The organism is Veillonella montpellierensis DSM 17217, from assembly GCF_000426745.1.
GTDB classification, from domain to species: Bacteria; Bacillota; Negativicutes; order Veillonellales; family Veillonellaceae; genus Veillonella; species Veillonella montpellierensis.
The window spans coordinates 1-26,352 of the sequence record NZ_AUFY01000008.1; the positions used below are offsets into that span (position 1 = coordinate 1).

At 39.6% G+C, this 26,352-nt stretch carries 17 protein-coding genes and 1 CRISPR repeat array; all 17 genes read right to left on the reverse strand.

Annotated elements, in window-relative coordinates; all coding sequences use genetic code 11:
• Positions 1-188 (reverse strand): GTP-binding protein (locus K357_RS08760; RefSeq protein ID WP_038113538.1); only part of this gene is annotated, 188 nt, incomplete at its 3' end.
• Between the two features lie 50 nt (positions 189-238).
• A complete protein-coding gene (fusA, locus tag K357_RS0103785) occupies positions 239-2,314 on the reverse strand; it encodes an elongation factor G (protein ID WP_028257523.1) in 2,076 nt (691 codons plus the stop codon).
• A 19-nt stretch (positions 2,315-2,333) separates the two neighbouring features.
• Positions 2,334-2,804 carry a 30S ribosomal protein S7 gene (gene rpsG, locus K357_RS09605; RefSeq protein ID WP_028257524.1) on the reverse strand — a complete coding sequence of 157 codons (471 nt, stop codon included), beginning with the start codon at positions 2,802-2,804 and terminating at the stop codon, positions 2,334-2,336.
• Positions 2,805-2,852: 48 nt separating this feature from the next.
• Positions 2,853-3,227, reverse strand: a complete 375-nt coding sequence (gene rpsL, locus K357_RS09610; RefSeq protein ID WP_028257525.1) for a 30S ribosomal protein S12 — start codon at positions 3,225-3,227, stop codon at positions 2,853-2,855.
• Positions 3,228-3,302: 75 nt separating this feature from the next.
• Positions 3,303-3,548 (reverse strand): L7Ae/L30e/S12e/Gadd45 family ribosomal protein, encoded by a 246-nt coding sequence (locus K357_RS0103800; RefSeq protein WP_028257526.1) that lies wholly within the window; start codon positions 3,546-3,548, stop codon positions 3,303-3,305.
• A gap of 1,021 nt (positions 3,549-4,569) precedes the next feature.
• Positions 4,570-8,772: a DNA-directed RNA polymerase subunit beta' gene (gene rpoC, locus K357_RS0103805; protein ID WP_028257527.1), complete on the reverse strand. Its 4,203-nt coding sequence runs from the start codon at positions 8,770-8,772 to the stop codon at positions 4,570-4,572.
• A 20-nt stretch (positions 8,773-8,792) separates the two neighbouring features.
• Positions 8,793-12,965, reverse strand: coding sequence for a DNA-directed RNA polymerase subunit beta (gene rpoB / locus K357_RS0103810; RefSeq protein ID WP_028257528.1), 4,173 nt, complete (start codon positions 12,963-12,965; stop codon positions 8,793-8,795).
• Between the two features lie 588 nt (positions 12,966-13,553).
• Positions 13,554-14,888, reverse strand: coding sequence for a replicative DNA helicase (gene dnaB, locus K357_RS0103815; RefSeq protein ID WP_028257529.1), 1,335 nt, complete (start codon positions 14,886-14,888; stop codon positions 13,554-13,556).
• Positions 14,889-15,156: 268 nt separating this feature from the next.
• Positions 15,157-15,606, reverse strand: coding sequence for a 50S ribosomal protein L9 (gene rplI, locus K357_RS0103820; protein WP_028257530.1), 450 nt, complete (start codon positions 15,604-15,606; stop codon positions 15,157-15,159).
• A 2-nt stretch (positions 15,607-15,608) separates the two neighbouring features.
• Complete coding sequence (locus tag K357_RS0103825; RefSeq protein ID WP_028257531.1) at positions 15,609-17,618, reverse strand: DHH family phosphoesterase; 2,010 nt, start codon at positions 17,616-17,618, stop codon at positions 15,609-15,611.
• A gap of 33 nt (positions 17,619-17,651) precedes the next feature.
• Positions 17,652-18,608 (reverse strand): DUF2232 domain-containing protein, encoded by a 957-nt coding sequence (locus K357_RS0103830; RefSeq protein ID WP_028257532.1) that lies wholly within the window; start codon positions 18,606-18,608, stop codon positions 17,652-17,654.
• 20 nt (positions 18,609-18,628) lie between these two features.
• Positions 18,629-20,347: a ribonuclease J gene (locus K357_RS0103835; RefSeq protein WP_051212092.1), complete on the reverse strand. Its 1,719-nt coding sequence runs from the start codon at positions 20,345-20,347 to the stop codon at positions 18,629-18,631.
• A gap of 806 nt (positions 20,348-21,153) precedes the next feature.
• Positions 21,154-21,721: direct repeats of the CRISPR family, unit length 28 nt; unit sequence TTTCTAAGCTACCTATGCGGTAGTTAAC.
• A gap of 129 nt (positions 21,722-21,850) precedes the next feature.
• Entirely contained in the window at positions 21,851-22,468 is a 618-nt protein-coding gene (gene cas6f, locus K357_RS0103840) for a type I-F CRISPR-associated endoribonuclease Cas6/Csy4 (protein WP_028257534.1), read from the reverse strand.
• Position 22,469: 1 nt separating this feature from the next.
• Positions 22,470-23,525 (reverse strand): type I-F CRISPR-associated protein Csy3, encoded by a 1,056-nt coding sequence (gene csy3, locus K357_RS0103845; protein ID WP_028257535.1) that lies wholly within the window; start codon positions 23,523-23,525, stop codon positions 22,470-22,472.
• Positions 23,526-23,527: 2 nt separating this feature from the next.
• On the reverse strand, positions 23,528-24,478 hold the full coding sequence (gene csy2, locus K357_RS0103850; RefSeq protein WP_028257536.1) for a type I-F CRISPR-associated protein Csy2: 951 nt from the start codon (positions 24,476-24,478) through the stop codon (positions 23,528-23,530).
• A 15-nt stretch (positions 24,479-24,493) separates the two neighbouring features.
• Complete coding sequence (locus tag K357_RS0103855) at positions 24,494-25,660, reverse strand: type I-F CRISPR-associated protein Csy1 (protein WP_028257537.1); 1,167 nt, start codon at positions 25,658-25,660, stop codon at positions 24,494-24,496.
• 12 nt (positions 25,661-25,672) lie between these two features.
• A complete protein-coding gene (locus K357_RS09615; RefSeq protein ID WP_051212070.1) occupies positions 25,673-26,242 on the reverse strand; it encodes a hypothetical protein in 570 nt (189 codons plus the stop codon).
• Between the last annotated feature and the right edge of the window lie 110 nt (positions 26,243-26,352).

Genomic DNA, 26,352 nt, shown 5'->3' on the forward strand with positions numbered 1-26,352 from the left:
ATTGTAATACCGCGTTCACGTTCTTCTGGAGCTTTATCGATCATGCTGTAGTCTTGGAAATCAGCTTGACCTTTTTCAGCCAATACTTTAGTAATAGCTGCTGTTAATGTTGTTTTACCATGGTCAACGTGACCGATAGTACCAATGTTAACATGCGGTTTTGTACGTTCAAATTTTTCTTTTGCCATTTTAAATTGTCCTCCCGGATAATTAAAGTAAACTTTGTAACCCTAATCGATTACCCATTTTTCTTTGCTTGAATTTCTTCAGCAATTTTCTTAGGAACTTCTTCATAATGATCGAATGTCATGGAGTAGTTACCACGGCCTTGTGTTTTAGAACGAAGGTCGGTGGCATACCCAAACATTTCACTCAATGGAACATAGGCTTTAATATGTTGGCTACCATTACGTGCTTCCATACCTTCCATACGACCACGGCGAGAGTTCAAGTCACCGATAACATCGCCCATGTATTCTTCTGGCACATCCACTTCCACAGCCATGTATGGTTCCAATAAGCAAGGATCTGCTTTGCGAGCACCTTCCTTGAAGCCCATAGAACCAGCAATTTTAAACGCCATTTCAGAGGAGTCAACATCATGATAAGAACCATCATAAACGATAACTTTAATATCAACCATTGGATATCCAGCAATAACACCAGATTCCATAGCTTCTTTTACACCAGCTTCAACTGGTCCGATATATTCACGAGGAATAGCACCGCCTACAACTTTATTTTCAAATTCAAAGCCTGCGCCTGGTTCTTGTGGAATCAATTCCAACCAGCAATGGCCATATTGACCTTTACCACCAGATTGGCGAACAAACTTACCTTCTGATTTAAGTTGTTTGCGAATTGTTTCACGATATGCAACTTGTGGTTTACCCACATTACATTCAACTTTAAATTCGCGATTCATACGATCCACGATGATGTCCAAATGTAATTCGCCCATACCGGAAATGATTGTTTGACCAGTTTCTTCATCGGTACGAACTTTGAAAGTTGGATCTTCTTCCGCCAAACGAGCTAAGGCCATACCCATTTTTTCTTGGTCAGCTTTAGTTTTTGGTTCTACCGCTACAGAAATAACTGGTTCAGGGAATTCCATCGATTCAAGAATAATTGGTGCTTTTTCATCACATAGTGTGTCACCAGTTGTAGTATCTTTCAAGCCTACAGCTGCCGCAATATCACCAGCATATACTATGTCGATTTCATTACGTGTATTCGCATGCATTTGAAGAATACGACCAATACGTTCTTTCTTGCCCTTAGTAGAGTTGAATACATAAGAGCCAGATTGTAATGTACCGGAATATACACGGAAGAAAGCAAGTTTACCCACGAATGGGTCAGCCATAATTTTAAATGCTAAGGCTGCAAATGGACCTTCATCGGAAGATTCACGTACTTCTTCTTCTTCTGTATCAGGGTTAACACCTTTAATAGCTGGTACATCTAATGGAGATGGCATGTAGTCAACAACTGCATCCATCATCATTTGAACGCCTTTATTTTTGTAGGAAGATCCGCAAAGAACTGGGAAAATCAAGTTTTGACAAACAGCTTTACGAAGAGCTGCTTTCAATTCATCGACTGTTAATTCTTCACCTTCAAGGTATTTTTCCATGATGGTATCATCTGTTTCAGCGATAGCATCAACCATCATTTCACGACGTTCATTAGCTACGTCAACGTATTCTTCTGGAATATCAGTGATTTCATATTCTTTACCATCTTCAGATGTATAAATTTCTGCTTTCATAGTCATCAAATCAATGATACCAGAGAAAGTATCTTCCGCGCCAATTGGCACTTGGATAGCAACGCTATTCGCACCTAAACGAGTTTTCATCATGTCTACAACATTGAAGAAATCCGCTCCTACAGTATCCATCTTATTGACATACGCAATACGTGGAACACCATATGTCGATGCTTGGCGCCATACAGTTTCGGATTGAGGTTCAACGCCACCTTTAGCAGAGAATACTGCTACAGATCCATCCAAAACACGAAGAGAACGTTCTACTTCTACAGTAAAGTCAACGTGACCAGGAGTGTCGATGATGTTAATGCGATGTTCTTTCCAATGGCAAGTAGTAGCCGCGGATGTAATAGTAATACCACGTTCTTGTTCTTGTGCCATCCAGTCCATCGTAGCAGCACCCTCATGCACTTCACCGATTTTGTGAACTCGACCTGTATAGTAAAGGATACGTTCTGTAGTAGTTGTTTTACCTGCATCGATGTGAGCCATGATACCGATATTACGAGTTTTCGCTAAGGAAAATTCTCTTGCCACTATAGTCACTCCTTATTAATTACCAACGATAATGAGCAAATGCTTTATTAGCTTCTGCCATTTTATGAGTATCATCTTTCTTCTTAATGGAAGCCCCTGTGTTATTGAAAGCGTCCATTAATTCGCCTGCTAAGCGTTCTTTCATAGTGCGTTCACCACGAAGACGAGCATAGTTTACCACCCAGCGAATGCCTAGTGTTAAACGGCGATCAGCACGTACTTCTACTGGCACTTGATAGTTAGCACCACCGATACGGCGAGCACGTACTTCTAATACAGGCATTACATTCTTTAACGCCTGATCAAAAACTTCCATAGGATCTTGTCCCATTTTGGAACGAATAATTTCAAATGCATCATATACGATAGTTTCAGCAATACCTTTTTTGCCATCGTACATAACTTTGTTAATAAAACGAGTTACTAGTTTAGAATTGTACACCGGATCTGGAAGTACATCTCGTCTTACAACAGGGCCTTTTCTTGGCATGTCAATTCCTCCTTTAACGATGTGTGTTTACTTTGTTGTTAGCTAAGATTATTTTTTAGCTTTTTTAGCGCCATATTTGGAGCGACTTTGCATACGATTTTGTACGCCAGCAGTATCCAATGCACCACGAACAATGTGATAACGCACACCTGGAAGGTCTTTAACACGACCACCTCTAATAAGTACTACACTGTGTTCTTGTAAATTGTGTCCAATGCCTGGAATGTAAGCAGTTACTTCAATAGCATTTGTCAAACGAACACGGGCAACTTTACGAAGCGCGGAGTTCGGTTTTTTTGGAGTAGCTGTGTATACACGAGTACATACACCACGTTTTTGTGGAGAGTTTTGAAGTGCTGGAGCTGTAGATTTTTTACTCAAGCTTTCGCGACCTTTACGTACTAACTGATTGATTGTTGGCATTTGGGCACCTCCTTTCTAAATGTGAGATTTATAATTGATCTATCATGGTGAAATACCACAACAGATATTACCAAATTAATCCAGAATCCCTACGGCTGAGGCTTTCACCTTAATGTGGCACGCCTTACCAAGTTCTTCCATCGTATGCTTTTCTTCCACCGGCACATTATATTCTTTGCAAAGTTCAAGAATAGGCGCCGTAATAGGTTCGTCGCCATCTACTGCCACTAGGACCAACTTAACCTCGCCACGTTTGATGGCTTTAGAAGTTTGTTTAGCTCCAATGGTTTTATGTAGCGATTGCAACGTATCGATTTCCATAGGTTCACTCCTTACGGTTTCACTCAGTTAATCCTCACCCTACTTAAGCACTATACAAGTATATCAATACATGTTCATCATGTCAACAAAAAATCACCTACAAATTCAATAAATATCAATGTTCTTTATACACACGTATCGGCGTGGTTCATTTCTTAAAAAAATAATGAATATTTTGCATAAAATTACTAATTTCTAATCTTTTTATTATATTTATAACATTTATATGTATTTAATTTGCAATCATACATCTTCATTATGCCAATTTGATATAGCTTTTGTATTTTTTTCTATATATAACATGGCTAACCTGTGTAGACTCATAACCATTGCTATACCCCTTCTCCCTTATCATATACGCTAGCAACGCTTCACATATACGATATTTCTACACGTACCGATAATGAACGCTCTGGCGTTTACGTCTCTATTCTCTATAGTTAGACCAGTAACCGTAAGGGTTTTCAGCTTTTTTGCGACACATTTTCTCCACCTTTTAACGTTCACAAAAAAGATAAAATACCGATAGAACGAGGTATTTCCTAGTTCTATCGGCATTCAAAACAACATGTTTTGTCCTATAACTCTACTTTTTTCACATTCTATAGTTAGTAATCTATTATGTTCGCACTTAAAAGGTTGCAACACTATAACAAGCATATTAAAAGCCACGTGAACAGTATTACCTGTTCACGTGGCTTTATAGTACCGTTCTATAGGAATTCTATCTGTAGGTATAGTTAATCTATATATAGGACAATATAGACTTATCCACCATAACTAGCTATGTCTGTAGTCAATGGATATATAAACTATTATAAACGTATGAACTACAATACACTACCTCCTACATCCATAACATATTACTATCTATGGATCATACAGATTGAGCGATAGGTACCGCAAGTCTATACATGTGTAGCCATAGTATTGATAGGAACACTATAGCTACACTATATAAATAGTCATAGTCTATCCACAAGCATTCTCGTGTAGATATACCATAAAATCTATAGAAGTTTTATTTTTCTTCTTCATCAGTAGATTCTACATCAATGATGTGAGGTTCTTTTTTGACCACTTCAATTTTACGATAACGGCTCATACCTGTACCAGCAGGAATCAACTTACCAATAATGACATTTTCTTTTAAGCCCAATAATGGATCAATTTTACCTTTTATGGCTGCATCAGTAAGAACACGCGTTGTTTCTTGGAAAGAAGCTGCTGATAAGAAGCTATCAGTTGCCAATGCCGCTTTCGTAATACCTAATAAGGTGCGTTTACCAGTCGCTGTTGTTTTACCATTTAGTGTTAAGCGACGATTTTCATCATTAAATGTATTTACATCAATCATATCGCCTGGCAACATATCTGCATCGCCTGCTGTTTCAATTTTAATTTTATGTAACATTTGGCGCACGATAACTTCGATATGTTTATCATTAATTTCAACACCTTGTGATTTATATACTTTTTGTACTTCATATACCAAGTAACGTTGTGTTGCTTCTGTTCCTAATACGCGCATAATATCATGAGGATTTACAGAACCTTCAGTCAAACGACCACCAACTTCTACCATATCCCCATCTTTTACGATAATCCGAGAACCATATGGAATTAAATAATCTTCTTCTACGCCATCGTTACTAGTAATAAAGATTGTATTCGTGCCTTTTTTATTATCATTTGGCACTACACGGACAACGCCTGCTATTTCACTAATAATCGCATTGCGTTTAGGTTTACGGGCTTCAAACAACTCTTCAACACGAGGCAAACCTTGTGTAATATCATCACCAGCAACACCGCCTGTATGGAATGTACGCATCGTTAACTGTGTACCTGGTTCGCCGATAGATTGCGCAGCAATGATACCAACAGCTTCACCCACTTGTACTTGACCGCCTGTACCTAAATCACGACCATAACACTTCATGCACACACCATATGGAGATTTACAAGTTAATACAGAACGAATTTTAACAGTATCGTAGTATTTTACCACTTCGTCTGCTAGTTCTTCTGTAATTTCAGCGTTCAACGGAACGATGACTTCGCCAGTTTCTTTATTAACTAATTCTTCTGCTGCAGTACGACCTACAATGCGATCTTTAAGTGGTTCAATAATACCGCTACCTTCTACGATAGCTTCTACTTCGATACCATGAATTTCATTGTTGCGAACTTGTACTTCTTTTACATCGGATGCCAAAATAGCTTCGATGCCTTCTTCGGTTAATTTAGTAGCTGCTGGGAATATTTCATTACCTTCGCTATCAATAACGGCTGCTACCGTATCTTTTCCAAGCATATTTTGAATCATAGTCGTGCGAAGTGTTTCACGAATACTATCATCTGTTTCACCTAATATCACTTTTTGTACCATATTAGTGTGATTAATTTCTGTATCACTACCTAAATGTACACCGCGTAATGCGATGGCTGGCACTTTATGGTTAGCGATTTCTTCTAACATCTCAGCTGTTAATATAGATTCTGCTGGAATAATAACTTCATTAGTATCTACATCAACGACTTCTTTATCAAGTACTCGTCCAATTAGTTTATCTTTCAATAACTGTACGGCTTGACGAGAGGATGTAGCCAATCGTGCTCGTTCACGAACTAAGTCAATGCCGACTACGTCACAGTCTTCTTCACGGACGATAACATCTTGCGATACGTCTACTAAGCGACGTGTTAAGTAACCAGAATCGGCTGTACGAAGTGCAGTATCCGCCAAACCTTTACGGGCACCATGAGACGATGTAAAGTAATCCAACACAGTCAAACCTTCTTTAAAGTTTGCCTTGATTGGCAAGTCAATGATTCGACCAGATGGATCGGCCATCAACCCACGCATCCCCGCTAACTGACGAATCTGTTGCTTATTACCACGGGCACCAGAAATAGCCATCATATATACAGGATTAAAGCCACGTTGGTCCGCTGCCATATTATCCATCATCGCATCAGTTACTTCTTCAGTCGCATCATTCCACAATTCAATGGTTTTACGATAGCGTTCTTCTTCTGTAATCAAACCACGACGATACAAGCGGGATACTTTGTTAACTTCTGCGTCCGCTTCATTGAGAATATTAAATTTATTTTCTGGTACTTTAATATCTGCAATGGCAATCGTCATGCCTGCACGACGAGCAAAGGAGTAGCCAAGCGATTTTACGCGGTCTAGTAATTCAGCGGTTTCTTCGTTACCAAATTTTTGGAAACATTCATCCACTAATTTACCTACTGCTTTTTTATCCATAACTTTACCCAATGTATAGTGGCCATCGTCTTGTTTTATAAACTGACGAATTTCAGGATACAAAGCGTTGTTAAAGATTAAGCGACCTGCTGTTGTTTCTACACGGCCATATCCTTCAAGGCGAATGTATAGAATATCTTGTAAGCCGATCACACCTTGGTCATAGGCTAGCATAACTTCATCATAGTTACTGAAATATCTTGCTTTTTCTTTCGTTTCTGGACGAATAACTGTTAAGTAGTATGTCCCTAGAATCATATCTTGTGATGGTACTGCTACTGGTTTACCATCTTTCGCTGCCAATATGTTATGGGATGATAACATCAATGTCCGCGCTTCCGCTTGTGCTTCCACCGATAATGGTAAGTGACATGCCATTTGGTCGCCATCAAAGTCCGCATTGAATGCTGTACATACTAATGGATGTAATTTAATAGCGCGTCCTTCCCAAAGAATTGGTTCAAATGCTTGAATCCCCAAACGGTGCAATGTAGGGGCACGGTTCAATAATACAGGATGTTCTTTAATAACTTCTTCCAATACTTCCCATACGCCAGAATTTACTCGTTCAATTTGACGTTTAGCCGCTTTAATATTGCTAGCTTGTCCACGTTCTACCAATCGTTTCATAACAAATGGTTTGAACAATTCTAAGGCCATTTCTTTTGGTAAGCCACATTGATGCATTTTCAATTCTGGACCAACTACGATAACGGAACGACCAGAATAGTCAACACGTTTACCCAACAAGTTTTGACGGAAACGACCTTGTTTACCTTTTAACATGTCGGACAAGGATTTTAATGGACGATTGCCTGGGCCAGTCACAGGACGGCCACGACGGCCATTGTCAATCAATGCGTCCACTGCTTCTTGGAGCATCCGTTTTTCATTACGCACGATAATATCTGGCGCACCAAGTTCTAACAAACGTTTTAACCGATTGTTACGATTAATCACGCGACGATATAAATCATTCAAATCAGAAGTGGCAAAACGACCACCATCAAGTTGTACCATTGGGCGTAAATCTGGTGGAATGACAGGAATTACATCCATAACCATCCATTCAGGACGATTACCAGATTGACGGAATGCTTCCACCACTTCTAAGCGACGAACTGCACGGATTTTACGCTGTCCCGAAGAAGATTCTAATTCTTCACGAAGCTCTGCATTCAATGTTTCTAAATCCAATTCGCTCAATAATGCCTTAATCGCTTCTGCACCCATATCGATACATACAAACACCACATGATCGGTCGCATCCAATGCAAATTGTTCTTCTTGAGTTACTTCTTCATAGACTTTATCGTCTTCATCAATGAAAGTATCTTCTTGCATAGCTGCATTCGATTCGATTTTGCGTTTTGCTTCTTTCACTAGTGCCAATCGATCACTTCGCTGGGAAACCGTTTCGATAACGACTTCTTTGCCGCCGATGGTATAGTTAGAATCTGAAAATTGGGCTTCATATTCTCTATATTCTTGTTCCGATAATAACTGACGTTTCATCAACGGGGTTCCCGCTGGATCCACCACTACATAGGAAGCAAAGTATAGAATTCGCTCCAAAGAGCGTGGGGAAATGTCGAGAATAAGGCCCATACGAGATGGAATCCCCTTAAAATACCAAATATGGGATACTGGTGTAGCCAATTCAATATGTCCCATACGTTCACGACGCACTTTTGCTTTTGTTACTTCTACACCACATTTATCACACACTACGCCTTTATGGCGAATGCGTTTATATTTACCACAATGACATTCCCAGTCCTTTGTAGGTCCAAAAATACGTTCACAGAATAATCCATCACGTTCTGGCTTGAGCGTACGATAGTTAATCGTTTCCGGTTTTTTAACTTCCCCATGAGACCATTCTCTAATTTGTTCTGGAGATGCCAACCCAATACGCATGGAGTCAAATTCATTAACGTCTAGCACGAATATCGCTCCCTTCCTTATTAGTCTTCATCATCTTGAGAGGATTCAACAGAAGTGAAAGAACTAATTCCTAATTGGCTGATAACATCATCATCTTCGCCAGCGGTGACAGGTTCTTCTTGTTCGATAATAGCAGTCGTTTCATCTACTGTTTCAGATGGTTGACTTACTTCTTCGCCCATTACTTCTTTGATTGTATCTTCATTTTCACTTACATTATCATCGTCATCAAGTTCTTTAATCACTACTTCTTCTTGGTCTTCATTTAATATTTTTACATCAAGGCCAATACTTTGTAGTTCTTTTAATAGCACTTTAAAGGATTCAGGAACGCCTGGTTCAGGAATATTTTCACCTTTAACGATTTTTTCAAATGCTTTCGCACGGCCTACTACGTCGTCTGATTTAACAGTTAATAATTCTTGTAATGTATAGGCAGCGCCATAGGCTTCTAACGCCCACACTTCCATTTCACCGAAACGTTGGCCACCAAATTGCGCCTTACCACCTAATGGTTGTTGTGTAACTAAGGAGTATGGTCCTGTGGAACGAGCATGAATTTTATCATCAACCAAGTGATGAAGTTTTAACATGTATACGTATCCTACGGTAACGCGGTTATCCATTGGTTCCCCTGTACGACCATCATATAAAACGGTTTTACCGTCTTCACTCTTGCCGGCCAATTGTAATGCTTCAAACACATCCACTTCACTGGCACCATCAAATACAGGAGTCGCAATATGAATGCCTGCTACATCAGGTTTTGGCATGCCATATTGTTCATAGTCATAGCCAATTGCTTCTAAGGACTTACGAATTTCAGAGCGTTTTTCACGCGCTTCATCGATAGTTTCCAATATGCGCACTGTCGATTGTAATCTACCTAGTTCTTTTTCTAGTTCAGGATCCATATCTGGTACCGATTCATCCGTATCGAAGCATTCGATTTGCTTAGCCATATGGGAGCGTTCGATGTCTTTCAGTTCACGGTAACGAGTATATCCACCTAGAGCCGATAGTTGACGTTCTGTTTCCACTTTCACTAAATCCATAATGTCATTAGTTAATTGTGTAATTTCTTCGTCCACATCTAAATGAGCAACTGTCACATCTTGAGCAATTTGAGCTTTCAATTCGTCTAGACGTGCATATAAGCCCTTTAATTCTTCAATGTTATCCCAATAGGACGCATCTGTTTTAGCTCGTTCAAGGACTTGTTTAATTTGCATATCCGTATCTTTAATTTTCATGCCAAGGCCTTGGACAGCAAAGCCCAAATGTGTTTCCAATACCTGACCAATGTTCATACGAGATGGTACGCCCAATGGGTTCAACACGATTTGTACTGGTGTGCCATCTGGCAAGAACGGCATGTCTTCACGGCGCATAACGCGGGATACAACACCCTTGTTACCATGACGACCCGCCATTTTATCGCCTTCATGAATTTTACGTTTTTGTGCAATATATACGCGAACTAATTTATTAACCCCTGGTTGCAATTCATCGCCATTTTCACGAGTAAACACTTTAACGTCAACGATTTTACCAGATTCACCATGTGGCACGCGCAAGGATGTATCGCGCACTTCGCGTTCTTTATCACCAAAGATAGCACGCAATAGGCGTTCTTCTGGTGTTAATTCAGTTTCTCCTTTTGGTGTTGCTTTACCTACGAGAATATCGCCTGGTTTAACTTCTGCGCCAATGCAGATAATGCCATCTGCATCTAAGTTTTTCAAAGAGTCATCGCCTGTATTAGGCAATTCACGGGTGATTTCTTCGGCACCTAGTTTGGTATCACGCGCATCACATTCATACTCTTCAATATGAATGGATGTGTAAATATCTTCTTTACAAAGATCTTCGGATAATAAAATCGCATCTTCGTAGTTATAACCTTCCCATGGCATGAACGCAACAAGAATGTTAAATCCTAGTGCTAATTCGCCGCCATCGGTAGCTGGTCCATCCGCTAATACTTGTCCCGCCACCACGTGATCACCACGATGTACTATTGGTTTTTGGTTAAAGCAAGTAGATTGGTTAGAGCGCAAGAATTTATTCATCTTGTACACATCGACACGACCATTGTCGTCACGCATTACGTGAATTTGGTCGCCCCAACAGCGAACAACGGTACCTGCTGCTTTTGCCAAAATACATACGCCCGAGTCGGTAGCGGCTGTATATTCCATACCAGTACCAACTAATGGTGCTTGTGCTCGTAGCAATGGCACCGCTTGCCGTTGCATGTTGGCGCCCATTAATGCACGGTTCGCATCATCATTTTCCAAGAATGGAATCATCGCTGTACCGATGGATACCACTTCTTTTGGACTTACGTCCATATAGTCTACTTTATCAGGAGTTACTTCCAATACGTCATGGCCAGAGCGGCAAGCAATATGATCACTGACAAAGCATCCTTCTTCATCTAACACAGAGTTAGCCTGTGCAATAACCATGCCTTCTTCTTCGTCGGCTGTCATATATGCGACTGTATCGGTAACACGCACTTTAACAATTTTATCTGCTTCATCACCAGTACCATAAATTTTTTCAACTTTACGATATGGAGCTTCAATAAAGCCAAATTCATTCACTTTCGCATAGTTGGATAAAGAGTTAATCAAGCCGATATTTGGACCTTCTGGTGTTTCAATTGGACACATGCGACCATAATGGGAATGGTGAACGTCACGAACTTCAAAGCCTGCGCGCTCACGAGATAAACCGCCTGGTCCCAATGCAGACAGACGACGTTTATGTGTTAATTCACCTAATGGATTGGTTTGATCCATAAATTGTGATAATTGTGAAGACCCAAAGAATTCTTTTACCGCTGCTACTACAGGACGGATATTAATCAATGCCTGCGGTGTAATCATATCGCTTTCTTGTACGGTCATACGTTCCCGCACAACACGTTCCATACGAGTTAAGCCAATACGGAATTGGTTTTGCAACAATTCTCCTACGCAGCGAAGGCGACGATTCCCTAAATGGTCAATATCATCCGTATGTCCTACGCCATCCATCAAATTAAGTAGATAGCTAATATTAGCAATCATATCTTCACGAGTAACGGTGCGGAATTCATATGGCAAGTTACAGTTATTACAGATAACTTTGGCATGAACACCATCGATATCGATGTAGAATTCGGCAAAGCCTTCGCCTGCAAATACGCCTGATTTTTCTACGATTTCAATTTCTTCTTCTCCAATATGAGTGCCTGCATCTAAGATGACTTCCCCAGTTTCTGGGTTGAAAATAGGTTGTGCCAATAGTTGACCAAACATACGTTGTTTCCAGCCTAATTTCTTATTCACTTTATAACGACCTACGCGGGCAAAATCATAGCGGCGAGGATCAAAGAATAAGTTGTCAAATAAATTTCTTGCACTTTCTACTGTTGGTGGTTCACCAGGGCGTAATTTTTTATAAATCTCTACTAACGCTTCTTCAGACGATTCTGTCGTATCTTTTTCTAATGTACGAAGTAAGCGTTCATCGTAGATTGGATTGCCATCTTCATCAACTTGACCATTCCAGAATAATTCAAGGATAGATTCATTCGTATCCCATCCAAGAGCGCGCACCAAAATAGTTGCTGGTATTTTACGATTACGATCGATACGAACCGACACAACTTCATTCGCATCAGTTTCTAACTCAATCCACGCGCCACGATTTGGGATAACTGTAGAGGCATATAAACGATTCCCCATAGTATCGATTTCTTTATCATAATATACACCAGGAGAACGAACCAATTGAGATACGATAACACGTTCTGCCCCATTAATGATAAATGTCCCTGTATCGGTCATTAATGGAAAATCACCCATAAATACTTCTTGTTCTTTAATATCCATATTTTCTGGGTCATTATTAACTAGTTGAATGTTAACACGCAATGGCGCCGCATACGTAGCATCACGATTCTTACACTCATTAATATCATACTTAGGTTCTCCTAAGCTGAATCCTTTAAAAGAAAGTACTAAATTACCTGAATTGTCTTTAATAGGAGAAATATCGTCAAAAATATTTTGTAAACCACTCTCCAAAAACCATTCGTACGATTTTCGTTGTACATCTAACAAATGCGGCATTTTAATAACTTCGTTAATTTTTGCGTACGTATAACGAGTTCGTTTGCCTACCTGCTCAGGTTTGAACATACTAGCTTTCACCTCTCATCTAATTTGGGTCTACCATATTCTATAACGTTAATGAATAAAGACATCCATCAGGTCTCAGTTTTCCTGCTAAATAAGACGACAAATAAGCAAGACTCCTCTCATAAATTTTGGGGCCTTGCTTGACGTTGCTAGCACAACCTTGAAAGATTAACCTCTTCACAAACAGAGTTATAGGCTAAAAATACACTTTTGCAATTAATAATTATAGCAATAAAATCATTCGTTGTAAAGGAATATTTCTCATAGATAGCAATACATGTTCGGTAGTAGTCAAACATGTGTAACACAGACTCGTGACTATATATGCAAACACACGCCTTTACAAGTTGCTTGTCCCACTGTTCTTTGACTACTTCTTATCAATCCAAAATCCCTATCGCGACGACATATCTTGTCAAAGCAACTATAAAAAGGGCGCTTTCTCTATTAGCTAGAAAAGCACCCTTGTATATGTACAACTTTTAAGGCCATCAATAAACTAGATACACTAAGTTGATTGGTATCTGTATGCTTGAACAACATGTGACATCTATGTCTTGTAATGCACGATTGGCTGACGATGCTAAATTATTCTTGACGATACGCGATATCGCGGAATCGTGTAAGTTCGCCTTGGAATAACAGTTCCACCGTTTTCAATGCGCCATTACGATGCTTACGAATGATAATTTCTGTAATATCTCCTTTTTCTGAATTTTCATCATAGTATTTATCACGATACAAAAATGCTACAATGTCCGCATCTTGTTCGAGTGATCCAGATTCACGCAAGTCGCTTAGAATCGGTCGCTTATCGGTACGAGATTCTACAGAACGACTGAGCTGAGATAAAGCGATAACTGGCACGTTGAGTTCACGGGCAATCAATTTTAAATTACGGGAAATTTCAGATATTTCTTGCTGCCGATTGTCATTGCCCCCATGTGAGCGACCTTGCATCAATTGAATGTAATCTACGATGACAAGATCAAGTCCATGGTCTACTTTTAAACGGCGCAGTTTAGAACGCATATCTTGTGGTGTCAACCCCGGTGTATCATCGATGTAAAGAGGAGCTTTACTCATAATGTCTGCCGCCTTAATCACCCGTTCCCATTCAGCTGGTTCTAGGTTGGCATTGCGTAATTTTTCCGCACTCACTTCCGATACGGATGACAAGACGCGGCCTACCAATTGTTCCTTTGACATTTCCAAGGAAAAAAATGCCACTGTGCGGTTACTTTTAATAGCGATATTTTGTGCAATATTCAAGGTAAATGCCGTTTTCCCCATAGATGGACGAGCGGCTACCAAAATCAAGTCTGATTTTTGCAGACCGTTAGTGCATTCATCTAAATCGCGAAAGCCAGTAGAAACACCGGTAAGAATACCTTCCATCTGCTGAATTTCATTCAATCGTTCCATGGCACTCAATACGACTTCTCCCATAGGGGCAAACGACGTTTCACTACGAGATTGACCACTCACACTCAACACTAACTGTTCCGCTTCATTTAAAATTTCTATTGGTTCTTCCTTGCCTGCATACGTCATGCCTACAATTTTATTGCCTGCATCAATCAAACGTCGCATTTGTGCTTTTTCACTGACAATCCGTGCATGTTGTTCCACGTTATAAGTTAATGCCGTATCGTTAGCCAGCGATGTAATGTAAGCAATACCGCCCACTTGTTCTAGCTTATGACGACGATTTAATTCCTCCGTCAACAGAACAAGATCAGCCCGTTTATAACTATGAATCACTGCCATCAACGCTTCATAAATAACGCGATGTGTATCGCGATAAAAATCTTCCGTTTTCACGATGTTCATAACACTATCACTAGCATCTTCACTCGTCAACATGGCACATAGTACAGCTTTCTCTGCCTCGAGATTGTGCGGTGGAATTCTAGCATCTATACTACTCATTTTATAACCCTCTTTATATAATCAATGACCCACGATGTGTCTACTCTATCACGTAGCTAAACTATTTTCCATAGTGTGAAACTACACACTGCTCATAATTCTATCATACCAATTGTATCCCATCTAGGCAATGGTTATCATACGCCTACTGAGGATGGTAAGTCTAAATAAATAAGAGAAATTTCTATAAAAAATGTGGTGCCGACTTCCATAGAGAAATCTAACACCACATAGCATGTCACTTATAAAAAGTACTTTCTTATTGTTCTGCCACTACTGTAACCGTAATGGTTGTTGTAATTTCAGGATGTACGCGAATGACAACATCGTGAACACCCAATGTTTTTAACGGTTCTTTTAATTCGATTTTCTTTTTATCTAAATCTACATCATAGGCTGCTTTCACGGCTTGTGAAATATCTTTTGCTGTAACAGATCCAAATACACGTCCTGCATCACCCATTTTCACAGGAATCGTAACAGCCACTTTTTTAAGTTGTGCTGCTAAAATATGTGCTTCATCATTGGCTACTTGTTTTTTATGAGCCACCGACTCTTGTTTTTGTTTTGCATTATTTAGATTGGTCGCTGTGCCTTCAAGACCTAATCCTTTTTTTATAATCACATTGCGTGCATAGGCTTCACTTAATTCAACAATTTCGCCTTTTTTACCAACTTTTTTCACATCTTCTAGTAATACAACTTTCATTGCTATTCCTCCTTCAATGACTGTAATGCTTCTAATGCTACTTTACGCACTAATTCTTTTGCATCACTGACGTTCATATTTGCCAATTGTGCCCCCGCCACTGTACGATGGCCTCCACCACCTACAGCTTCCATAATCAATTGTACATTTAATTTTCCTTGCGATCTAGCACTGACGCCAATCACGTGATCCGGCAATTGATAGAACACAAATCCGGCTTCGATGCCTTCTACCGTAATCAACATATCGGCAGTCTGCGCGGACACAACTGTCGGGTTATTTACATATTCTGGACATACTGTAAACGCTAGTCCATTAATACTTTCCGCGTTACTTAACATTTTAGCACGAACTTGCATCGCATCAAAGGTATCTGTAAACAATCCTCTAACAATATCTACGTTAGCACCCGATCTACGTAAGAACGATGCTGCATCAAAGGTTCTCGCTCCCGTTTGAATGGAAAAGTTCTTCGTATCTAAAATGATGCCTGCATAGATAGCGCTGGCCTCATTAATCGACAATTCAATATGTTCACCAAAATATTGAATTAATTCTGTCACTAATTCACTAGTAGATGATACGGATGGTTCTAAGTATGTCAAAAGTGGTTGTGCAATAAAATCAGAGGCCCGTCGGTGATGATCGATAACTACACATTTCTTAGTTTTATCCAATAGTTTCGGTGCCGCTACCATATCAGGTCGATGCACATCGGTAACCACAACAAGCGTACTATCTGTCACAAGTTTTTCCGCTTGTTCTGCCGTAATAAACATGGTGTCTCGATAGCCATCTTCTTCCTTAAATAAATCCACCATTCTCTGAATGGACTTTGGATAGGCACTCAACGCGATGGATACGGGTTTACCTAAGGACTGTGCCAACACGTACACACCTACTGCACCACCTAAGGCATCATAATCTTCTCGTTGATGGCCCATGACAATGATACGATCCGCATCGTTCATCAATTCTTTAATGGCCTGTGAAACAACGCGCGCTTTTACACGCGTATTCTTTTCTGACCCTTGCGTACGACCACCGAAAAATTTAACATTTTCATTTTCATACACGCATACTTGATCACCGCCACGACCGAGGGCCAATTCTAACGCAAATCGTGCCCGTTCTGCTTGCTCCTTAAATGATGGTTCATCATAGGCCATCCCCACGCTAATAGTAGCTGGAATGCGACGTGCGGTCGGAATGTTTCTAATTTTCCCCACTAAAGGAAAATTTTCTTCCTTCATTGCTAAAAAAGCTGTTTTCGATACGGTAAAAATATAGGAATCTTCTTGATAGTTACGAACAAATCCATTTCGCTTATTAATTTCATCTACAATACTATTGTTAATTTCAGCCCATAGATTGGTGTATTCCATATCGCCAAGTCCCTTGGTTACTTCTTCGATATTGTCCATTTGAATAATACCCATAACAGGCATGGCATCTACCGCTTGTTGCCGTGCTCGTTCCACATCGGTAATATCATCAAAATACAAGGCCATAAATGAATTGTCTTTCATATCAGCCGATACAGTTTCCATCTGATTGCTATCGATGTATTTATAAATGACACGGAAATAGCGATCGCCAATGAGGTCCTGAAAGAAACCGGACTTGCCCCATAATTTATCCAACCGAAGAGATGGAATTAACCCATTGAGCCGTTGTGTCTTATCCATGTCACACGATAGCCAATCACGAAAGACACTATTACTCCAACAAATTCTAGCTTTACTATCAATGACCACCATGGCTGTTGGCAAATTTTGCAACGCAAAGTTACTCCCCTGTGTAACGCCTTTAACGACACTATCAAGATATTGAATGAGTAATCGCCGACGGCGATGAATCATTTTATAGTTATATAAATATCCTGCTATAACTACAATACAGGCTAATAATGCTAATGGCCAATTTATATACGCTATAATCCCTACTAATACGGCGATAACAACAAAAATCGTCACTTCCAATGCCGTCCATCTGGATGTTATTGTTTTCATAGTTTGCCTACCCTATTATCTAACTTGTTACCCCTATCGACGCCTTCGATTGTCAATACGTGTACGCAAGTCAAAGAACAAATCAAATATTCCTAAGAAAATTAAATATGTAGAAAGAAAGAGAAAAGCAAGAATACTAATCGAAGCTCGTGCTTTTACCCCCATACCATATGATTGTAAGATGCTCCATATACAGGAAAACCCTTGCAATGCACATAAGGTGGCCCCTAATAAATATAAATTAGGGCCTAACCAAAATAAAATCTCCATAGGTCGTACCGTAGACCAAGCTTGTATGATAATGCCTAATAGCAACACATAGATAGAGCTTTTAGGCATACGCCATTCTCGACAAGGTCGAAATGCCGGTACCACATATCCAATTCTCCCTAAAATCAATGTAGCAATTTTAGAGGCACAAAAGGTGATACACACACCTACCATACATAGCATTAATACCATGGTGCGCCACAATATATTCATCATATTGCTGACGAGTTGCTCTGTGGTCGCCACTTGTTCTGCCGTGTATATGCCTTTGTCTGCCATCGCCTGTATCATAGATTGTGCGGACTCATAGCCATTGATAAATCCTTGTGCCATATTTATATTAAACAGATAACTGCCGATGACAAGTAATACCACTATACTCCCTACAAAATAGAGCGAGGGAAGTAATAATAATTTTGCAGTGCCCCATGACTTTTCATATCCATAGCCCAATACGACACCTACGCCAGAAAAGGTAAGTGCTTCCATAGTGCCTACCATAGGCCCTACCACCATGGATAAAATAAATAACTCTACCACGATAGCGGCCAGGCTATAGAATAAACCCCAACGAATTCCTATAATCGTAATCGTAGCTGGCACAAGAATGGTAGCGAACATGCCCAACATAGGCACGTTCGTTCCAATCAAAGCAAACATAATAATGATGGCTGTTAAAAAAGCCGTTTCTACTAACGCTCTTGTACTGGTCTGTTTCATAGGTTCTCCCTGATAATAGGCTATACGTCTTGAATAATCGGAAGGATCATAGGACGACGACGTGTTTTTTCATAGAAGAATTTTCCTAACGCGTCTTTCACCGTATTTTTAATGGTCAACCAATCCTTAATATGTTCTGCCGCACAACGATCCACAGCGTTTTCTGCACGTTCCTGTGCTTGTGCCATCAATTCTTCTGCATTTCGTACATACACGAATCCACGCGATACGATATCAGGACCAGATACAATGGTGCCAGTAGCTCGTTCCATAGCCATAACAACGATAACCATACCTTCTTTGGCTAACAGTTGACGATCGCGAATAACAATATGACCTACATCGCCGACACCCAAACCATCAACAAATACGTTACCTGATGGAATCCGTCCGCCTAATTTGCCACCTTGTTTAGAAAACTCAAAAATTTGTCCATTATCGCCAACTAAAATGTTCTTAGGGTCAACCCCCATCGATACAGCTAGTTCACCATGTTTACGCAACATACGATATTCCCCATGAACAGGAATAAAATATTTAGGTCGCACTAGATTTTGCATTAATTTTAAATCTTCTTGACTCGCATGACCCGATACATGAATACCATATTCTTTGCCATATACCACATTGGCTCCCAACCGCAATAGATTATCAATCGTCCGTCCTACGGCCGCTTCATTGCCTGGTATTGGTGTTGCTGAAATAATGACCGTGTCATTCGGTACAATTTCTACCGTTCTATGGTTGCTCGTCGACATTCTTGATAAGCCCGCCATTGGCTCGCCTTGTGAACCAGTGGTAAGCACCATGATTTCATCTGCCCGATAGCGATTCATTTCATCGTCACCGATAATCGTACCTTCTGGTACATTCAAATAGCCTCGTTCTTGGGCGATTTCTGTAACATTCACCATACTGCGGCCTAAAATGACTACTTTTCGTTTATACGCAACAGCTGCGTCAATAGCTTGTTGAATACGAGATACATTAGAAGCAAATGTAGCTAATACGACGCGACCTTTTGCTTCTCCTACGGCGCGCTTAAGTGCTGGTCCTACGGAACTTTCAGAGCCCGTATAACCAGGTTTTTCCACATTTGTAGAATCCGCCATCAATGCTAATACACCACGATTACCTAGTTCAGCAAATTTATGAACGTCCATCATGCGACCATCTACTGGCGTTTGGTCTACTTTAAAGTCCCCTGTATGAACCACAATTCCCAATGGCGTATCAAAATAGATCGCGCAAGAATCAGGAATGGAGTGGGTAGTTTGAATAAATCCTACTTTAAATACGCCCGCCTTAATTTCTTCACCGGCCTTAACCACGTTCAAATATTTCGTGCCAAGGCGGCTTTCTTTAAATTTACCTTCAATTAAACCGCACACTAAATCAGTTGCATAAATTGGGGTATCTGTGCCGATTTCTTTAATTAAATACGATAGAGATCCAATATGATCTTCGTGACCGTGCGTAATAACGACAGCACGTACTTTTTTACGGTTCTCGATTAGATAGCTCATGTCAGGAATGACAATATCTACGCCAGGCATATCTTCTGTAGGGAAGGCAAGGCCTGCATCCAATACGACGATGTCATCGCCATATTGAAAGATAGTCATGTTTTTACCAATTTCTCCTAACCCGCCTAATGGCATGATGAGTAATTTATCCTTACTATCTGGATGTAACGTAGTTTGCAAATCCTGCGTTTCAGTTACCTCTTTTACATTCATCCGTGGGGCACGACGAGATGATGCTGTATGTTCTTTACTTTGCCCCGCCTGTTCTGTATGACGTGCAATAGTTCCTACACGACTACGCGTTGTAGTTCGTGTTGTACGAGTTGTCGTTTCTTCACTTGTGGCACGAGTTTTAGGGCGCCCCACACGGCGTGATGTATGCGTATTGCCTGTATCCGCCGTTGTTTTACTACGAGCACTTCGCGTTTTGGTACCAGTCGTACTAGTTTTCTTATGACCTGTATCGGTATTGCTATGGCTAGTACGGCGACGAGTACGTGTAGCTGTTTCTGTTCCTTCGGTAGTCAAATGAGATGTAGTATCTCCCTTAGTCGTATTATGACGAGTACGTGTATTACGAACTTTCGATGTTGTTGTCTTGGCAGCTTTTATAGCTGTCGCTTGTTCATGTATATTATCCAATGTTTCCTCCTATACTTATTAGATATACCTATACTGTTACTATTACCGATCTTATGACATTTGTCCTTCTTAGCAAATGATAGCACTCACAACACTGTGCATGGTGTAGCAAGATTCTAAAGCCGTCCTCACTGATGCAGATTTGTTGCTATGTAGTATGTATTTGTACATTTGCCGTTCCATGTGACAAATGATATATAAGCACAAAAAAACGTACCCTTATCATCAATGTACGTCTTATCTTGACTGTGCAATTATAATCCGATCATGTTAATTTATATTTATTATACCATAGATAGTAAAAGCCAACAATACGGGGCTATCAAATTGCTTGTTAGGACCAACTCTAACAGCGATCAAACTGCTAAACGTTCTATTTTCTAAGCTACCTATGCGGTAGTTAACAGGATCGCAGCTGTCAAACAGGCATTACAAAATTTCTAAGCTACCTATGCGGTAGTTAACGTAGTAGTATTGAAGAGCTTCTGCCCACAACTTTTCTAAGCTACCTATGCGGTAGTTAACAAAGAAGAAGTAGCGAGAAACAATTTTCGAATTTTCTAAGCTACCTATGCGGTAGTTAACGGTGATATGCTTATTTTGTTCTCTAATTTTGCTTTCTAAGCTACCTATGCGGCAGTTAACGTCTTTCTTGAAATAAAACCTTTGATTTGTGATTTCTAATCTGCCTATGCGGTAGTTAACATAATAAAAAGCGTACGATGATAAGCGAAAGATTTCTAAGCTACCTATGCGGTAGTTAACTTAAGATATGCGTCATATCAAACACAATAATTTTTCTAAGCTACCTATACGGTAGTTAACTTCAAGGCATCATCGTAAGCGAAAAACAAAGTTTTCTAAGCTACCTATACGGTAGTTAACGAAATATACATGCAGAAATTGAAGAATAAAACTTTCTAAGCTACCTATACGGTAGTTAACAAGAACAGTATACCTTAAAATATGGAGTATTACTAGCATCATTTGACTATCTAATATTTTACCCTTTTTTCATCTCTTACAAAAGACTCCCATATATTCTGATGTTTTCATACTCCTATAAAATTTGGGTTAAAATTCTGGCACTGTACCATCAACACTTAGACCATATGCATTAAAACGCCCCTGTTTAGGCATGTCTGTTAGCGTTTTCTTAATAAATAGACTGAAAGATTGTTTACTAGTCAAGCTCCTCATTTTTATATAGGGCATATTGCTAATGCCTCGTTTCTGTTTCATAAAGCTAAGTGCTTCTTCATAGGTTACCCCTTCATGGCGTTTAGAAAAACGCTTCGCTTTTTGATGGACCGAGCCATCCAGTTGATAACGTGAATATGTCGCATAGCCTTTCACTCTTTTTTCTGGCACTGGACGAATCCCTTTTATGTGCAAATATTCCTCAAAGGCTTGCAATCTCCACACCTGTTGTAATGTTTGCAAATCTTCTTCCTTATCGGCAAAAATTCTAATCACATTCGTAAATGGACTGCCATCTTCTTCATTTTCGTCCTTATCCTCTGCAAATAACAAATCATAATAAGGGAAAGAAATGGCAAACTCGATGCCATTATCTATCCGCTTTGCTTCAACAAAGGCAATGTGAAGCTGCATAAACAGTTTTCCCCACAAAAAAGACATGCTTATATCTGGTGTATGGAACAATGTAATTTCTTGGTAGAATTTCATCATATTACTTCCCACCTTCACCAAAAACGCCACCACGAATTAATACGGCCATAACATAGTGTTCGTCTTCTTCGCAAGATAAAGGTTCATTTTGGGAATATTTTTTAAATAAATCATAAAAGTTTATATTTTTTTCTTCTCTATATGTATAACTTAATGGTGTAACCGCCCCAAATGGTTCAATAGCAATTGGATATTCGCTAGTGCCTTCTACATATGCAGGATACCACGTGTCAATGGTTCGAATCGCATTATTAAGCTTTTGCGAGTGCATCGCCGCAATCTGATTGACTTGATATAAAACTTTACTTTTAGGATTATTTTTACCAGAAGATCGTTCCTTATTTAATATCATTTCTTCACTAGGGTATACTTCTTGTCCCATCCCTACTAGGGCATGAGCCGTCACTTGTAACAATAAATACTTTTGATCCTTGCATACACTGGTTTCTCCTAAGAAGACTTCCGCTATATAGTGTGCCAATTCTTCTACCTGTTTATCCGTTCTATCAAAATCTTTGATGTTATACTCATACGCATTGAATGTCCAAGTTTTATCTCCTTCTGGCAATTTTGCAGTAACTATCACTTCAATCTTTTCTGCTCCCACTCGATTACGCCATAAAAATCGTCCATTCGCAATATTAAGAGCATATCGTTTAGCTAATTCAGTATAGCCATATTTTTCTGCATACGCATCGCCCATGGCTAATATTTTTTCATAGCGATCTAACAAACTACATGCTGTTGGTTTATGAACACCCGATAAGAATTTAAGGGAAAATTCTACAGTTAATGTATCTTGCTGTAACAGTAGTGATGCAAAATCAACTGCTTGTAAGTTAGCTGTTCCTAAATCTTCTTGCGATTTTGATGAATTCTTACTTTCACTTAGTGATACATAATGAGATTTAGTACCTCTCACAGATTTTTCTACGACAGGAATCGGCTCACGCTGTGTATGCCGTTCATCCCACGTGGTACCATACATATACCCATCTGATGCTACAATCTTCTTTGCAAATGCTAATACTGCTAATTTCTCCGCCTTGTTTGCCATAATTATTCTCCTTCTACTCTACTAGTATTTCGACATACATAAAAACTATTACTATCATCATACGCATAGTGCCAAAAAATAGCGTCCATATCATAAATATGATGTAACATCTTGAATTCAGCTAAGGTGATAGCGGGTTCAACAAATCGATGTAATGTGGTAGGATCTCGTTGATTTTTTACATGTTCTAATGACGTTACTCCTTTAAAACCTACCATGATAGGAATAAGCCAGCCCGGTAAGGCCTTTTTTTTATTCCACCGTTGTACATGCCCCTTGTCATCTTTCTCCGCTTCAACTGTAACCGCTAAACACGCCAATAACGTATCCAATGAAGATGCGTCATCAGGCATATCGGTAGCCATGTTATCCTTACATGCATCCATTAATACATCATGACGATCCAATATTACATACCCCGGCATAAGTAATCGTTTAATCTGCTGCCACACATCCTCTTTCCCATATAATAATAAAGACTGTATCCGCCTTCTTTCTCCACCGCCGTGCCTGTGTAATTCGAGACCAAATCGAATAATATTACCACCGGCTAATGTAATCGTCGGCATCATATACGCAACGGCCTCTTCAAGTTCTTCTTTACTATCGTTCGTAACCCCTGACACTTCAACAACTAATGATACATCTAAATGAATGCGTCCTTCTTCAATAAATGACGGTCTACCTCCATCTTTTCTCAAAGGATTCGATGTGCTTATAATTGTAGAATATAACGAATGATTCTTATACGTATGTAATCGATGATGATGACAAATAACTGCCGTTTGCACAAACTCTATTTGTGAAAGTCCTTGTCGTTCATTAATACGTCGCTGCAAGGCATGCACGCCACCTAGCCAACTTGTCATACTAGGAAATCCAATCGTATATAAACTATTCATAGCATTGGCATTTTCAATGTGTATATGGGGAATAATAAGATACCAACTCATGTGTTATGTCACCTCCTATCGAAATATGTTTCTCGCAATCTTTTTAATATAATTAGATTCCACGTCAGCCCATGCGTCACTACCCTCAAGTTTCATTGTTTGGTACCTTCGTTTAAACCATGAGGCGATATCGTCTACAAGTAACTCAATATCTTCATTCGTCAATTCATCCATATGGTTCGCATCAAGCCATCTTTTTTGATGTATTGGCAACTTGTTATATATTTCCTGATCGCTCCAGCCACCTTCTTCATTTCGTATGGCATAGACATACGTAAAGAGGCTATCAATAATGACTTCTATATGATAAGTAATACCTCTACGTATGGAGGCATTATTATACCTTGTACCTACTAACTTACCCAACTTTTCAAAGGACTTCTCTTCATGATAATAGGGCAGTACGTCTTTAAAAAAGTCACCTTTGAGCAATTGAATATCAGACCGTTCTGATAAATTTGGGGGCGGAACGGCCGGTAATAAATAGGCTTCACCATATTCACGACTATTAACTGCACTTATATTCTGAGGGTTAGCTCCCCCAAATTTAACAATTGTTGTATTAAGTATGTCTCGATAAGTCTCGCCATACCTATCTGCCTTATTATCAGTTGCTTCTTTTTTTATAGCTTCCCATTCTTTTAATACCTGTTTGATCGCAAACATTTGTCCCGATGGAGGTAGGACTGTTAACAAATGGTATTCTCCCGTCGAAACAGGAAAATAAACTTGTCGAAATCGTTCATCCGTGCTATCCAACTTCTTAGCATTTTCACTACGCAGCTTCAGCGCTTGCACCTTGGTTAACACATCATCAAATGATACACCTACAGAATTGATATCTCGCACTACGCTTTCTTCTTTATCTAAAATATTTTCTAATACTGTTTTACCATTTTCTAATACGATGTACAAAAGCTTAGAACTACCACTATAAGTAGCACTATTAGGTGCTAGATCTATTGTCCTCTTGCTACGCCGTGTCGTAACATACCCGTCAACCCCCACCACATCAGACGGAACTAGAAAATTAATTTTAGGAATACCTGGATGAGTAAATTTTCCTACATGAGTGGCTAATATGCATTCATCAATATTAGCCACCCTCTCCTCCAACCATTCCTTATCACTTTCCCCCTTCTTACCTGTACCTTCACGAATATGATCTAATAAGATACTCACAGTTATACCTCCTCACGTAGTAGATTTAAATAACCCTAATTCATCAGAATACTGCCAAGATTGATCCTCTCCATGTTGGATCGTGATTCTGCCATACACTTTTGAAAGTTCTTGTAAATTATCTTCAGTATACTCTAATTTCTTACTTCTTAGTAGCCATAGTAAACTACTTTCATAGTCCCTAGGTAACCAAATTTTATCAGTATAGGCCTCAGGCATCGTCCATCGATGAATATGCTGACTTTCTTCACATTTTTTATAACCTTCACCATCAAAGATGGAAAATGACACGCCGTCATGGCTATACACGGCAAACAGCTCAAGTTCTTCAACCTTCGTATTCTTTCTAAACGTATGGATGCGTTGAGGTATCGCCGTAAGCCACCAATACTCTTCCATCCACTTATCTACGGAATTTTTATGGCGCGCCGTTGTTTCTATACTCTTACCATTAAACTCTTCCATCACACAATGTTCTAAGTCGATGAAACGCTCCTGTGGGTGTAATACGCTAGGCTTTACAATTCTTGGTATCGCATCTATCCGCGTAGCAACAGTAGTCCCCTCTAGCAATGTTTTCATATCATGTGCATTAAGAGAATGTTCTCTACTTTCATAGCCAGGATAATTAAATACAATTGTCTTATTTCTAGTAAGACGTTCACCATGATGTCTACAATATTCAACATATC